The organism is Thermoanaerobacterium sp. RBIITD (assembly GCF_900205865.1).
GTDB lineage: Bacteria > Bacillota > Thermoanaerobacteria > Thermoanaerobacterales > Thermoanaerobacteraceae > Thermoanaerobacterium.
Genome location: NZ_LT906662.1, coordinates 3116768 through 3130761, shown reverse-complemented (window position 1 = coordinate 3130761; position 13994 = coordinate 3116768). Strand labels below are relative to the sequence as shown.

Genomic DNA, 13994 nt, shown 5'->3' with positions numbered 1-13994 from the left:
TTTTATGTATATTTTACAAGAAAGCCTAATTAAAGTCAACAATTGCTATTATACCTCGATAAAAACGTCTTTTAATATAACTTTTATCATAGCCACAACAGGAACAGACAAAAGCATCCCCCATATCCCAAAAAATTGTTCTCCAAATAAAAGTGCAACTATTACAGTTATAGGATGCAGATCTACGCTATCGCTCATGATTTTGGGCGCAAAAAATGCGCTTTCAATTTGCTGTACTAGGAAAAATATGATAAATGCCCAAACACCTTTGTACAAAGAGTCAATAAGTCCCATCATAATGGCAGGAATAGATCCCAGTATTGGTCCAAAATATGGTATTATATTTAAAATTCCAGCTAAAATACCTATCAACACTGAATATTTTACTTTTATTATCATAAGTCCTATTGATGTCAGGATAGTTACAACAATAGAAATGTATATTTGACCTCTTATGTATTTACTCATAACACTGTCTAAATCTTTTAATATCTTTGAAAATCTGCCTCTCATCTTCTCAGGAATTATCTCTTTTATCTCACTTTTTAATATATCCTTATCCTTTAATAGATAAAATGTAATGATAGGTGTTAATATCAAATTTAATATATGACCCGTCAGTGAAATAATACTTTGTATTGATACGTCTATCATAGATGCAATTTCTTTATTGAACATACTAGTACGTTTTACTAATACAGTGCTAAATTCTTTTGGCAGATATGCTAAATAATTATTTTTGATATTATTAATTTTATATGTTAGATCATTAATATATCCGGGAAGCATTTTAAAAAGACTTGACATTTCATTTGTTATTATTGGAAATATAAATAAAACAGTTAATGCTATAATACATAACAACAAAAAATATACAATTACTATCGATTGCACCCTTTTTATGCCTTTATCTTCAAAAAATGATACAAAAGGATTTATAAGGTATGCAATCAAAATAGAAATAAAAATTGGGAACAATATTTCTTTGATTTTATCTATATTTCTAAATGCAAAATACAAAAAAAGAGTTACAATAATTATTGCTATGATATATGTAATATATTTTTTGTTTATTCTCATATAAAACACCTTTTAAATAAAAGGGCTAAAAGCCCTTTTACATTTTATTTGCTTTATGAGCAATCTTGGATAAACCCGTCTGAATCATTTGCATTGCCTTTTTCGAATTGATTTTCGGTATAATAAATGCTGTCAACGCGGCACCAGCTAAAAAGCCCTTTATATATTTGCCCTTGTCTTCCATTTTAACCCTCCTATTTCTAAACTTTAATCAGATTATTAAGTCCACCTCTCGTAAAAAACGTTGCCCCATCTTTGATGATTATTTTTCCATCAAATTTTTCAATACACTCTATGTTGACAATTCTTAGCCCTTTAAATAGGTCAGATGAAAATCCCTTGCTAATTTCAGCATAAAGTATTATTCGCTTTTTTTCATCTAATATCAAGTCATATATCTTTCCCCAATAGTTGCCCTTATTATCGTAAACATCCTTATTTATTATGTCGTTGCTACTATTTTCTACATCATTTATAGATTTCACATCTAAATCTTTTATAGCGTCTTTATTATCTATATATACCTGTTTATTTATACTTATTATATTTTTATTTTCGACCATCTTTGGCGATTTTAGTATTCCACCTTCTTCTATGAGTACACCTATTATTTTGTCTTTTAAGTCGCCATATAGCACATTTTTGGCAGAACCTATTATCTTATCATCTTCTGAGGATATTATTGGCATACCTATAATATCTTTTACAAAAATCACAATAATACCCCCTTCAAATTTCTTTCTTGTATTAATTTTGCCCTATAAAGATAAAAAAATACACTTTATAAAGTGTATTTTGGGGTACTATTTGATAAACAATACATCCGCCACCAATTTAACCAGAATATTCGTATTTGCGTATCTTATTTATTGCAAAAAACAAAATTAATTCAAATAACAGGCTCACGGCTCCCGCATAAAAGGCTATACTAATACCTCTATTTTCCGCAATAGTACCTATTGAAATGCCACTTAATATTTCCCCTATAGAACCAGCCATACTATACACCGATAACATAGTTGCCCTATATTGATCATTTAGTAATCTATTTAGATAATAATCCATGATTGGTTCATAAACACCTGTGAATAATCTAAACAAGATAAATACTAATATAGAATTTAATACCATTTTGACTGATGCTAATAATACTAAAGAGAATATGATTAAAATAGTCACGGCTAAAAAAGCAGTTATATCTTTTAATCTTTTGCTTAAATAATTCACTATTGGTGTTACTAATACTATTAAAACGATATTAGAAATAGCTGTAATCAAGCCAATAATAAAAGTATTTATTTTCAATTTTTCAGAAAATAATATTGTCCAATATTCATCCACTGGTGACAATGAAAATTCGTATATGATAGAAATAATAAATAACAGAATAGCTGTAATAAAAATAACCTTATCTTTTTCTATAAATACCTTACTAATTTCATCTATATGAAGCAAATTTTTAATGTTAAACTTTTCCCCATTATCAAGAAACTTTTCTCTCTTTTCTCTAACAAAAATATAAGAATATACCATTGCTGCAAATCCTAAAAATATGTACAAAAACCATAATATATTTATATTCTTTATACCTAAATAGCCACCCATAACACTACCTAATAGAGAGCCTAATCTTCTACTTTGCGTTCCCGATACAATAGTACTTTTTATATATGAGTCGTCTCCATTTTGTTTTAACGTGTCTATAGCCCATGCCTGTAATGACCCGGAAATAAATGTATACCCAATACCTTGCATGATTGAAGCACACATTATGCCAATAATATTTCTAATTGAAAAATATAAAATTCCGCTAACAGAAAAACTCAAGAAAGATAATAATATTGAAAATCGTCTACCTATTTTATCTGCAATAAATCCAGTCGGAATTTCGAAAATAAAAATGCTTAATTCAAAAATTGTAGATACAAGTCCTATTTGAAATAGATTCAAACCCACATATCTATAGTAGATTGCTATAATTGGTATAGTAAGTCCATTTATAAAATTGACGAAAAAATATATAACTGGATATGGTAAAATATATCTTGGTATTTTATTTACTATTTTTATTGACATAAACACACCTCATTTATATTTTTTGTTAAATTGTATTTTATTACAGGAATTCTCCTTATTAGTTTGTCATATTCAGAAAGATTTTAATTTCACTTTTATCGTTTTTATGATTTGCTTTTGAACATATCTTATTTTATCTAATATCTAAACCAAAAAACAAAATTTATTACTCTATTCCATCATTTGTAGTTACAAAGTGTTCCTGCTCACCATATAATAAATAATTTTTAAAAAACAATATTACAACAAAATTTATAGAGGCACATATAATGATATTTATCCAACTGGGAATTTTGTCAAATAAAATCCCAAATATCATTTGTCCTAATGGGGTCACTATCATTAAACAAGTACTTACCGTCGCTATTACTCTCCCCATCAATTTTAAAGGTATTTCTATTTGCAACATAGTAGTCAAAGCTATATTCCCAATGGATGTAATTAATCCGACAAAAAATATTATTATCATTAAGCTTATGTATGGTTTAAGAATGTAAGAAAAACCCTGCAAATAGATAGGAGAAATTATAAATGACACTAAAAAATATAATATGGAAACCGAAAATATATCTAAAAATAATACTTTACCTAATTTATATTTTTTTGCAATTATACTAGATATGAATGGTGATGCGATCATAGAAATTGCAAATGTAGATTGCAAAATTCCATATTGATAATCAGTAATTTTTAATATTTGTTTCGATATAAATGTCAATCCTACAGATAATATAGGATTTGATGTGAAATTGACAATTATTCCTATAATTAATATATTCAAAATTAGCCTTTTACTTTTAATAAAATCAATACCCGTTAAGAAGTCATTTAAAAACGAATTTAGGTTTATTTTTTCTGGTTTATCATTTGTTTTCTGTATTTCTAACATAGACTCACACATAAATGAAAGAAGAAAACTTATAGCATTAATTGTCAATATTATGAATATATTAAAAACTTCTAATAGAACACCAGCTATAACAGGTGAAATCAAATTTGCTATATTCATAAACATCGTATTAATACCATTAACATCCGCTAATTCATCATCTTCTGCAATGGATGGTATAACTGCTCCCTCCTATTGTAGGATTAAACATTGAGGAAATAGTCGAAAGTAAAACTGATAAAATATAAATTTGAGTTAATGTTAAAACGCCATTCATTTTAAAAATGATAGCATAAATTGCAACAATTGCTGCGCTTAGTAAATCTAACATCATAAGTAATTTTTTTCTATCAAACCAGTCGGCAAGGACACCTGCAATATTGCCAAATATTATTTGAGGTACTAAAGTAATAGCCAATACTGATGCAAATTTTGTTGCAGATCCCGTAATTTTTAAAACGTACAACGACAATGCAAAATTTTGCATTTCACTTCCAAGGAGAGATATAAATTTTCCAGTAATAAGAAATAAAAAATTCTTTCTCTTAAAAATAGAGAGATTCATCTATTTACCTCCAGTAAGTATTTATATCAATTGACGCATCTTAAAAGTCAAACATGCCTTTAAAGCTGTAACTGTATCGTTTTTGTTTTTTTATGCAGATTAAGTATCAATTGCCAAATTGGTTAATAATTCATTACCTATCTCTAATTCATAATCAATATTAATATATATGTTACGTCCTCATAAGATACTATAATGGATAATAACGTGTCTTTCCTTTCATATAATTTAAATAAATTTTTAATAAGTCAAAAAGCGATTATTTCAAATTGAAATTTTCTTTCCCGCAGACTTTTTTATTGTAAAAATGTTTGCAAATATTGTATATTTCAATTATTATAACAGATGTAATTATATAAATAAATGTAGTTAAAACAACGTTTAAATGCATATTGCTAAAATATACGTCAGTATAATCTATCATAATTCCAGCATCTGTAAAGAAATGTACAATTGCTGCGATATATATGTTCTTCGTTCTTAAATAAAGATAACTGAAAAATATACCCCATATAAAAATATTTAAAGTACTAAATATTTCTATATTTTTAACACTTAATACAGGTATATGCGCAATTGTAAATAAAAAACTTGTAATAATAACAGCAATCATCATTCTAAGCTTTTTATTTTTTAGTATAATTGTATCTAAAATTTTATAATACAAAATTACTCTAAATAATAATTCTTCGCCCAACCCTACAAAAACAAAATAAAAATTTTGAAAAATTAATGTTGCATAGCTTTTCCCTGTATTCCATATAAAATAATATCTTATCCGGAATACATTTAATAATAGTATTGTTAATATCAGTAATAACAAGGTATAAACTGTTAATTCAAGAATTGATTTTAAGGATAATTTTACATAATTCATAAAATTAAATTTTTTTAACAAATATATCGCAATGATTAATAATGTAATCTGTATAATATAATTCACTATTGTTTTTGTATTTGGATTATTGCTTTTTAATATAAAAATTTCTATTCCATATAAAATTGGATATAATGCTAGTACAATAGCAAGTATAATTAGAATTATTTTCAGTAATTCTTTTCCTTTTATCATATCAAATCTTCCGTTCAAAAATAATTTAACTCTGTTCGCATTTATTAAATAATTTTAAATAATAATATTTAATGATAAAATATCCTTCTATTAAAACAACCGAAATTATTAAAGAAGCTATTTGGAAATAATATTTTTTATCGACTATTGCCATAATCGGAAAATCGTAATTAAAATGCATTATGCAAGCTAAGTAAATATTGTTAGTTCTTAAAAATAAATAACTAAAGTAAATACCGGATATAAATACTTGTAAAAGCATATAAAAATCATAATTTTGCATTGAAAGATGTCCAATTGAAAATAATATATTTGTTAATATTATACTAAATATTGTTTTTAGAGTATTATTTTTAAAATTAGATATTTCAAGAATTTTTAAATAAAGTATTATTCTAAATAAATACTCTTCTGCTAAAGCAACCAACATAAATAAGGCTACTTGTAATATTGCGACAATATAATCTAATTTACTCCATTCTTTAATAGCATATTTAAGCTCAGTCCATAAAAAATTATTGCTGAACATACTTAGTGCATACTTAGTACATATAAATAGTAATATTGTAAAGGCAATTAGTTTTATAATTGCCTTTACAGATATCTTTATATATTTCGTATATTTAAACCTTTTTAGCAAATATAACGCCAAAAACAACATAAGAATTTGTATAGTATAATTATAAATTAAATTACTACTTATTCTAAGAAATGGATCATTATCTTTTAGATTAAAAAAATGGTATATACCTTCAAACAAATATGTCATTATAAATTTAGAAAAATATAAAGCCATTTCAAAAATAAAGTATAAAAAAATTAAAATATTAAGTTTTTTAAACATATATTTCACCTCGTTATTCAATTTTAGTTTCAAAAACTATTAATCAATATTTCAATACAAATTAATTTAAAAAAATACGGAATTTATTCGAGTACCTGAAAAAATAGTTAATCTTTGAGTTGCCATACAATATGCGATATTATTTTAGATATTAATATCTATGCATATTTATCAATTCTTTAGACAAGCTTACAATGGTCTGATAGGCTAATAATGGCTCACCACCATACCAAGAGACTGAAATATTTTTATACCTACTTATATTTTTAGTAACAAATTCAATTAATAATTTTTGTACATCATTAGACATAAATGAATTTTCATGTGCTTCATAGCAATATTTGCATCTGAAATTACATTGCAATATAGGGGCAATAGTCAAGCCTAATGAACTACTTCCATATCTTATAACTTTTTCGAAAAAGTTCATATATCCAATTTCATCTTCATTATCATTAATGACAAACCCACCATTATATAAGTCCATCGACATTTTTTCATCATAATCCGGATTATTATTCTTAATTTTTAAATATGTTTCATAATGGTCTTCATCAACTTTCGCATAAGCATTACTTAGCGAATTGTATAAATACTTACCTCCATCAATATCAAGTTCAATTGTAAATCTTGATGGTTTCATAAATTATAACCTCATTTCCTCTCTATTTAACTAGATTTCAATTTATCCTAATGCTTTTTCAATAAGTACTCCTGGTCCTGCTTCATCAGCTACCAGATATTTTTGTGGAATTTGCTTAAATGCCATATATTTATGAGGAATTATTAATGTGTTTGTTAATATTATTAACATTGTCAAAATAATTAGAAATATTTTTCTCATTTTACCCACCTCATAAAATTGGTATAATATTTGTTTTTGCAGAGTATGAAGTTGTTTTATTTATACTGTTAAAGTACGTGAACTAGTTTTTCTAGATTTTATTATAATATCTTTATATTTTTTTGTAAAAGTAGTATAATATTAAAAAATAATTGTAATATTTCACCAATGTAATATATTCCCCTAACTTACGTTTTTTCTTATTTTTTTACATGCCATTAATCATAAAACATAAAATTGTAACTGATAGTTACAAGGTGGTGTTATTGGTGGATCTTTATATAGGTACTAAAATAAAGGCTTTGAGACTTCAAAAGAAAATTTCTCAAAGTCAATTGTGCGATAATTTTATGAACAGAGTTGTTTTAAGCAGGATTGAGAATAACAAAGCCCTACCTTCTTTAGAACAGCTTATTCACATATCTGAAAAGCTTAAAGTGCCTTTAAGTTATTTTATTAATGACATTAAATACGATGAATTAATAGAAAATGATGATAGCTCATCATTCATCATCAGTGATTTATTTAATAACCAGAATTATTATGAAATAGTAAAATTAATTGAGTACAATCATGATGAATTTTCAAAGACACAAGATTTCAATAAATATTATTATGCTGGTGCGTCTTTTTTTAACATAGGTTTATATAATGATGCCTTAAAATATCTAAAAAGATATGTTAATTTATTTCTTAAATCAAAGGAAGATATTCAAAAGCAGAATATAGATAATTTTTGTCATGCTTTAAACATATTATTTAAAATAATGCTTAAAAATCGGAATTATGAAAAGGGGATAAACTATCTAGAACTTGCTAAGAAATATTTATACGCACTTGACTCTTTAAACTATTCCATCAGTTTTGTTATACATAATAATCTAGCTTATCTTTATCTAAAGACAAATCAATTTCAAAAGGTAATAAACTTGCTGGAAAGTTTTGTGAATACCCATGATAATCTAATATATATAAATGCTATGCCGCACATTTATATGTCTTTAAACATAGCTTGCTATAACATGGGTTATTATGAAAAGTCTATTAAATATATTAAAAAGGCTATATTGTTGTTTAAGTATTATGAAAATGAATTTGATGCGGCAAGATGTCATCTAAACTATATAAATTCCCTACGATATAGCGGTAATTTTGATAAGGCTTTTGAAATAGTCAATAGATGTAAAAATGAATACAAGAAATATAATAAGCTATACTTAAGCTTTTTCATTCAGGAAATGATATTATATTTCAATATCGGCAATTATGACAAAGTAATGGAGATTTCAAGTGAGATAGAAGTCCACCAACTCTCTGAAATGAGTAAACACAATTATGAATTTATGATGGGCCATATAAAATATTTGCATAATGACTTTGATAATGCTTATAATTTACTTAAAAAATGTGAAAAGTATTTTTTAACACAATACTATTATGGCGATTTATTGATGCTTTATGATGATTTATACTGCATAACAAATGATATTTCTTATAAGGCAAAATCTAATCAACTTATAAATAAAGTCGGGAGAAAAAATATAGTGATGGATTCATGAAATGGTCCATCACATATTGACTATACAAGTTTTTTCTCCTCTTTAACTCTTTCAAAAAGTGGCGACATCTGCCTCAATCTATCTACTATTTTAGGCAGTTTATTTATTACCGTATCGATTTCTTCTTCTGTGTTTTCTTCTCCTATAGTTAGTCGCAATGAACCATGTGCTATTTCTTGCGGTAGGCCAATTGCTAGTAATACATGAGATGGATCAATGCTGCCTGCGGTACATGCAGAACCACTTGATACGCAAATTCCTTCCATGTCAAGACTTAATATAAGCGATTCGCCATCAACAAATTCAAAAGAAACATTGACATTTCCAGGCAGCCTTTTATTTGGATGTCCATTTAGGCGGGTATATGGTATTTTGAGTATCCCATCTATAAGCTTATCTCTAAGCCTTGTCAGTTTCCTTATGTGTTCATCAATGTTTTTAGTAATAAGTTCTATCGCTGTACCAAATCCAACAATTCCGGCGACATTTTCTGTTCCTGCCCTTCTATTTCTTTCTTGGGCTCCACCATGTATTAACGAATCAATTCTTATTCCTTTTTTAATATAAAGAGCACCGATACCTTTGGGACCATAGATTTTATGTGCCGAAATTGACATCATATCGACATCCAGTTTTTTTAAATCAATAGGTACATTGCCAACTGCTTGTACTGCATCTGTATGAAACATCACACCTCTTTCATGTACCACCTTGACAAGATCTTCTATAGGCTCAATTGTCCCAATCTCGTTATTTGCGAACATCACAGAAACAAGTATTGTATTATCTTTTATTGCTTCTTTTAAGTCGTTGGGATCTACTAATCCATACTCATCAACAGGCAAATAAGTTATCTCAAAGCCTTGCTTTTTAAGGTATTGGCACGTATGCAAAACAGCGTGATGTTCTATGCTAGTGGTTATTATATGGTTCCCTTTATTTTTAAGAGCATATGCAGCACCTATGAGCGCCCAATTATCTGATTCAGTGCCTCCACTTGTAAAAAAAATTTCATCAGCACTAGCCCCAATCGCAACCGCCACCTTATCTCTAGCTTCTTCAATGGCCTTTTTAGCCTCTTGTCCATGAGAGTATAGTGCTGACGGATTACCAAAACGATTATCAAAAAATGGCATCATAGAATTTAAAACTTCCGATCTTATTGGTGTAGTTGCTGCATTGTCAAGATAAATCCTATTCATAAAAACCTCCTATATATAATACATATAAGAATTTTTCTGTATCATTTTTTTGTAGTCATCAACCATATCTTGTAGCGTTATTGAATCAATTACTTTATTTATAGCATCTCTGATTTTTTCTAATACTACTTTTGTTGGACATCCCCCTGATCTGCTGCACTCAAATGGTATGTCTTCTACTACACAGTCTGAAGGAGCAAGTGATCCTTCCAACGTCCTAATAACGTCACCTACAGTAATCTTATCAGGCGGAGCCGATAACATATACCCGCCTTGTGCTCCACGTATACTTTTTACCAAATCAGCTTTTCTCAAAACAGCAATAAGCTGTTCTAAATAATGTTCTGATAAGCCTTCATTTTCTGCTATAACCTTTAATGATATTGGTCCCTCACCATAATACAAAGCAAGCTCAAACATAGCTTGAACTCCATATCTCCCTTTTGTTGATAATTTCATATAGACCCTCCTTAATACCGACTATTTGGCTCGGATTTCTAAAAATAAGATATCATTATACAGTTATTTTGTCAACAATTTTTATTTTACCCATAGGAATACTAATTATCCTTTTGTGTCATCATTCTTTTTTAAGAAATTTAACCATTCAGATATTTTCTTTTCGTAACCCATTAAAGAAGGCTTATAATATGTTTTTCCTAATAATTCATTTGGAAGGTATTGCTGCTTAACATAATGATTTTTAAAATCATGTGCATATTTATATCCAATACCTCTTTTTAATTTCTCTGCATCTTTATAATGAGCATCCTGTAAGTGTTTTGGTACAGCACCTGTTTTAAAATTTTTAACATCATTCAGAGCAGAATCAATACCTTCTATGGAGGAATTGCTTTTCGGTGCACATGCGACATAAATTGCCGCTTGTGCAAGTATTATTCTACTTTCAGGCATTCCGATCTGATTTACCGCTTGCATAGCAGATACTGCTATGTTAAGTGCATTAGGATCAGCATTTCCCACATCTTCAGATGCACATATAACGATTCTCCTCGCTATAAATAGAGGATCTTCTCCCGCATAAATCATTTTCGCAAGCCAATACAATACTGCATCTGGATCTGATCCTCTCATGCTTTTTATAAATGCGGAAATTGTGTCATAATGATTGTCGCCATCTTTGTCATATTTTAATACTTTCTTTTGAATACATTCCTGTGCAACATCGATATCAATGTTTATAATACCATTTTTATCTTTTTCAGTTGTAAGATATGCTAATTCTATAGCATTCAAAGCCGTCCTTGCATCACCATCAGAATATGTAATTATATGATTTAACGCATCATCCGTTATCTTAATCTTTTCATTTCCAAGTCCCCGCTCTACATCATCCAAAGCTCGTAAAACTATTTCTTTTATATCTTCATTACTAAGAGGATAAAGTTCAAATATCATTGATCTAGATACTAAAGGGCGGATAACCTCAAAATAAGGATTTTCAGTTGTGGCACCGATCAAAATTATTGTTCCATCTTCAACATACGGAAGCAATGCATCCTGTTGTGATTTATTAAATCTGTGTATCTCATCAATAAATAATATGGTTCTTTTTCCATACATAGACAATCTATCTTTTGACTCATTCACTATTTTCTTTATATCTGCCACACCTGATGTTACAGCATTTAATTTTTCGAAACTAGATTTCGTCGTATTAGCTATTATATTTGCAAGTGTTGTCTTACCTGTACCAGGAGGTCCATAAAATATTAACGATCTGACTTTGTCAGCTTTTATAGCTCTATATAGAAGCTTGTCATGCCCTAATATATGCTTTTGACCAACAAACTCATCAAGAGTAGTTGGCCTCATGCGATCTGCCAACGGCGCATTGTTTTTTCTAAAATTGTTTTGTGCAAATTGAAACATATCCATGATTTTCACCTTTTACAAACTTTATTCATACATCAGCATTATTATACTATACATATGTATGTATATAAAAGTGAGCAAAAATAAAGTTTGTGTCAAGTAGTTTTAGGTAAATTTTTTCTTAAACTATAGATTAGAAAATTCACTTACATAAATTGCCATAATAAACTCACATGAAAAATTTTTAATAAAAAAATAGAAACAAATGTTCCTTTCTATATTGATTTTAGTATATTATTTAAAAACCTTCAAGAGAAGAACAATGGTATGGGCCTCTTGAAGGTTTTCTTTTTGCTTTCTGTTTATTTTTCTAACATGATTTGTATTGTCATGCTTTGAATTGAACGTACATCACGGAAAAGTTCATGTCATTTATACTATGTAAAAACAAGTTAATATATATTGAGTTTTTTTCTACTATATTGACATAAATCCAGCTTACAATTCTTTCATTCTAAGAAATAATCCATCTTCTTCAAAATCTTCGGAGTAAAAAACTAAAAAAACGAAAAATACATAGGATCAATGATTACGTCTTTAGCAAAATCATCTCTATTATTTGGTAAGTATAACCAAAAAAGATAGCACCGACCGCAATAATACCTAAATAAAGTAAAAAGACACGCTTCGAGACAATTCCATATACAGCGGACATGGCAGGAAGTGTAGTGGTTGCCCCAGAAATCAAGAAGGCCAGAGCAGCTCCTCCACTCATATTCTTCGCAAGTAGTCCTCCAATCAAACCCAGCGCTGTAAGATTTGTGGTATAGAGAGGAACACCAAGAATTGTAGCATATAGTACAGAAAAAGGATTGCGAACTCCCAACAGGTTCTGGATCCATTCCTTAGGTACATAAAATGAAATAACTGCCTCCAAGAAATAGGCAATAAAGAGATATTTCCCCACCATCCATAAAACATTCATAAGTTCTTTCCAAAAGTCTTCCCAGGTAAATTTTTTGTTGTTCTCATCTAAAAGAATATTGTTACAACAAGATGATTCCGCTTCTTGTACTTTTGAGATTGAGCAACAATTAGTTTCTTGCTTTTGTACTGAAGCCAAATATATAATAGAAGGCGACATATTGATTTCCGAACAGCATGATGTTTTTGCTTTTTCTTGCTGTGAAAAATCTTTCTGTGGTTTTGCTGTAAAATTAATCTCAAGAAGATTCATTTCTTCATTTACAGCGCCTATGTTAGGTATAGCTTCTTCACAGCAGGCATTTTTGCTGTTGGAGATTTGTTGTTTCTTTGCATTGGATAATTTATACAAAATTGCTTTTATCCTTCCTTTTAGATTTCGTAAAGAAAAGATAGTATGCTGTGGCTCTCTGTTGAGCTTTAGATAGTCTTTACCTATCCATCCTTTTGAAACAAAAAAGTGTGTGATTAATCCTCCACCAAGACTTAAGAAGAAAGTAGCAACTAATCTTGCAAAAGCAAGCGGCCAACCAAGTGATGCAACACTAAGAAAAAAGATTTCTGGATCCATTGATGGCGAAGCAATCCAGAAAGACATTACAGCGGCAAGTGGAACACCTGCTATTAAAAAAGAAGTAATTACGGGTATAACACTACATGAACAAAATGGGCTAAATGCTCCAATAACAGTACCAAAAAATATTGACAAAAAAACATTGTAATTTGTTAGTTTTTTTACATACTTTCCAGTGTCACTGATATTCACCCACACCGCCAAAGGAATGGTAATTAAAAGTAGCCACCAGATGTGCATAAATGAATCCCAAATAAACTTCCCTATTCTGAGTAGTTCATAAAAAATAGTAGCTACACTCATATTTTTTCTCCCCCTTCTTAAACATTAACTTAAAAAATCAGCAACAAATCCCTTAATACATTCTTCATTTAAATGCTTTTTATGAGAATAACCAACCACTCAATATTTTATTTTTTCATTTAACGCTGCACAACAGCATATTTATAAGTAACATTCTCTTCAACAT

At 28.6% G+C, this 13994-nt stretch carries 15 protein-coding genes; 1 reads left to right on the top strand and 14 read right to left on the bottom strand.

Annotated features, from left to right (window positions below; genetic code table 11):
- Nucleotides 1–48 precede the first annotated feature (48 nt).
- The 10 genes from CPG45_RS15175 to CPG45_RS16965 form a co-directional block, all read right to left on the bottom strand.
- Nucleotides 49–1080, bottom strand: a complete 1032-nt coding sequence (locus CPG45_RS15175) for an AI-2E family transporter (protein WP_096232884.1) — start codon at nucleotides 1078–1080, stop codon at nucleotides 49–51.
- 37 nt (nucleotides 1081–1117) lie between these two features.
- Nucleotides 1118–1264, bottom strand: coding sequence for a hypothetical protein (locus tag CPG45_RS17045; protein WP_172856595.1), 147 nt, complete (start codon nucleotides 1262–1264; stop codon nucleotides 1118–1120).
- 16 nt (nucleotides 1265–1280) lie between these two features.
- Nucleotides 1281–1796 carry a PRC-barrel domain-containing protein gene (locus CPG45_RS15170; RefSeq protein ID WP_096232882.1) on the bottom strand — a complete coding sequence of 172 codons (516 nt, stop codon included), beginning with the start codon at nucleotides 1794–1796 and terminating at the stop codon, nucleotides 1281–1283.
- 118 nt (nucleotides 1797–1914) lie between these two features.
- Entirely contained in the window at nucleotides 1915–3156 is a 1242-nt protein-coding gene (locus CPG45_RS15165; protein ID WP_096232880.1) for an MFS transporter, read from the bottom strand.
- Nucleotides 3157–3322: 166 nt separating this feature from the next.
- Nucleotides 3323–4171 (bottom strand): MFS transporter, encoded by an 849-nt coding sequence (locus tag CPG45_RS15160; RefSeq protein ID WP_255405088.1) that lies wholly within the window; start codon nucleotides 4169–4171, stop codon nucleotides 3323–3325.
- Between the two features lie 31 nt (nucleotides 4172–4202).
- On the bottom strand, nucleotides 4203–4610 hold the full coding sequence (locus CPG45_RS18010) for an MFS transporter (protein WP_255405087.1): 408 nt from the start codon (nucleotides 4608–4610) through the stop codon (nucleotides 4203–4205).
- A gap of 259 nt (nucleotides 4611–4869) precedes the next feature.
- Nucleotides 4870–5682: a CPBP family intramembrane glutamic endopeptidase gene (locus CPG45_RS15155; RefSeq protein ID WP_096232879.1), complete on the bottom strand. Its 813-nt coding sequence runs from the start codon at nucleotides 5680–5682 to the stop codon at nucleotides 4870–4872.
- 25 nt (nucleotides 5683–5707) lie between these two features.
- The gene (locus CPG45_RS15150; protein WP_096232877.1) at nucleotides 5708–6526 is read right to left on the bottom strand and encodes a CPBP family intramembrane glutamic endopeptidase; all 819 of its coding nucleotides are present in this window, start codon (nucleotides 6524–6526) and stop codon (nucleotides 5708–5710) included.
- 151 nt (nucleotides 6527–6677) lie between these two features.
- Complete coding sequence (locus CPG45_RS15145; RefSeq protein WP_096232875.1) at nucleotides 6678–7169, bottom strand: 4Fe-4S cluster-binding domain-containing protein; 492 nt, start codon at nucleotides 7167–7169, stop codon at nucleotides 6678–6680.
- A gap of 42 nt (nucleotides 7170–7211) precedes the next feature.
- Complete coding sequence (locus tag CPG45_RS16965) at nucleotides 7212–7370, bottom strand: hypothetical protein (RefSeq protein ID WP_157732430.1); 159 nt, start codon at nucleotides 7368–7370, stop codon at nucleotides 7212–7214.
- A 269-nt stretch (nucleotides 7371–7639) separates the two neighbouring features.
- Between CPG45_RS16965 and CPG45_RS15140 the strand changes: the two genes are divergently transcribed.
- Complete coding sequence (locus CPG45_RS15140; RefSeq protein WP_096232873.1) at nucleotides 7640–8929, top strand: helix-turn-helix domain-containing protein; 1290 nt, start codon at nucleotides 7640–7642, stop codon at nucleotides 8927–8929.
- Nucleotides 8930–8949: 20 nt separating this feature from the next.
- Here CPG45_RS15140 and nifS read toward each other — a convergent pair whose 3' ends face one another.
- From nifS to CPG45_RS15120, 4 genes are all read right to left on the bottom strand, one after another.
- Complete coding sequence (nifS, locus tag CPG45_RS15135; RefSeq protein ID WP_096232871.1) at nucleotides 8950–10131, bottom strand: cysteine desulfurase NifS; 1182 nt, start codon at nucleotides 10129–10131, stop codon at nucleotides 8950–8952.
- Nucleotides 10132–10140: 9 nt separating this feature from the next.
- A complete protein-coding gene (locus tag CPG45_RS15130) occupies nucleotides 10141–10590 on the bottom strand; it encodes an RrF2 family transcriptional regulator (protein ID WP_014758845.1) in 450 nt (149 codons plus the stop codon).
- A gap of 105 nt (nucleotides 10591–10695) precedes the next feature.
- The gene (locus CPG45_RS15125; RefSeq protein WP_096232869.1) at nucleotides 10696–12030 is read right to left on the bottom strand and encodes a replication-associated recombination protein A; all 1335 of its coding nucleotides are present in this window, start codon (nucleotides 12028–12030) and stop codon (nucleotides 10696–10698) included.
- A gap of 526 nt (nucleotides 12031–12556) precedes the next feature.
- On the bottom strand, nucleotides 12557–13828 hold the full coding sequence (locus CPG45_RS15120) for a permease (RefSeq protein ID WP_096232867.1): 1272 nt from the start codon (nucleotides 13826–13828) through the stop codon (nucleotides 12557–12559).
- Nucleotides 13829–13994 lie beyond the last annotated feature (166 nt).

Coding starts and splice junctions, on each gene's coding strand:
- CPG45_RS15175 (WP_096232884.1), bottom strand. CDS start 1,080: ATGAGAATAAACAAAAAATATATTACATATATCATAGCAATAATTATT.
- CPG45_RS17045 (WP_172856595.1), bottom strand. CDS start 1,264: ATGGAAGACAAGGGCAAATATATAAAGGGCTTTTTAGCTGGTGCCGCG.
- CPG45_RS15165 (WP_096232880.1), bottom strand. CDS start 3,156: ATGTCAATAAAAATAGTAAATAAAATACCAAGATATATTTTACCATAT.
- CPG45_RS15160 (WP_255405088.1), bottom strand. CDS start 4,171: ATGTTTATGAATATAGCAAATTTGATTTCACCTGTTATAGCTGGTGTT.
- CPG45_RS18010 (WP_255405087.1), bottom strand. CDS start 4,610: ATGAATCTCTCTATTTTTAAGAGAAAGAATTTTTTATTTCTTATTACT.
- CPG45_RS15155 (WP_096232879.1), bottom strand. CDS start 5,682: ATGATAAAAGGAAAAGAATTACTGAAAATAATTCTAATTATACTTGCT.
- CPG45_RS15150 (WP_096232877.1), bottom strand. CDS start 6,526: ATGTTTAAAAAACTTAATATTTTAATTTTTTTATACTTTATTTTTGAA.
- CPG45_RS15145 (WP_096232875.1), bottom strand. CDS start 7,169: ATGAAACCATCAAGATTTACAATTGAACTTGATATTGATGGAGGTAAG.
- CPG45_RS16965 (WP_157732430.1), bottom strand. CDS start 7,370: ATGAGAAAAATATTTCTAATTATTTTGACAATGTTAATAATATTAACA.
- nifS (WP_096232871.1), bottom strand. CDS start 10,131: ATGAATAGGATTTATCTTGACAATGCAGCAACTACACCAATAAGATCG.
- CPG45_RS15130 (WP_014758845.1), bottom strand. CDS start 10,590: ATGAAATTATCAACAAAAGGGAGATATGGAGTTCAAGCTATGTTTGAG.
- CPG45_RS15125 (WP_096232869.1), bottom strand. CDS start 12,030: ATGGATATGTTTCAATTTGCACAAAACAATTTTAGAAAAAACAATGCG.
- CPG45_RS15120 (WP_096232867.1), bottom strand. CDS start 13,828: ATGAGTGTAGCTACTATTTTTTATGAACTACTCAGAATAGGGAAGTTT.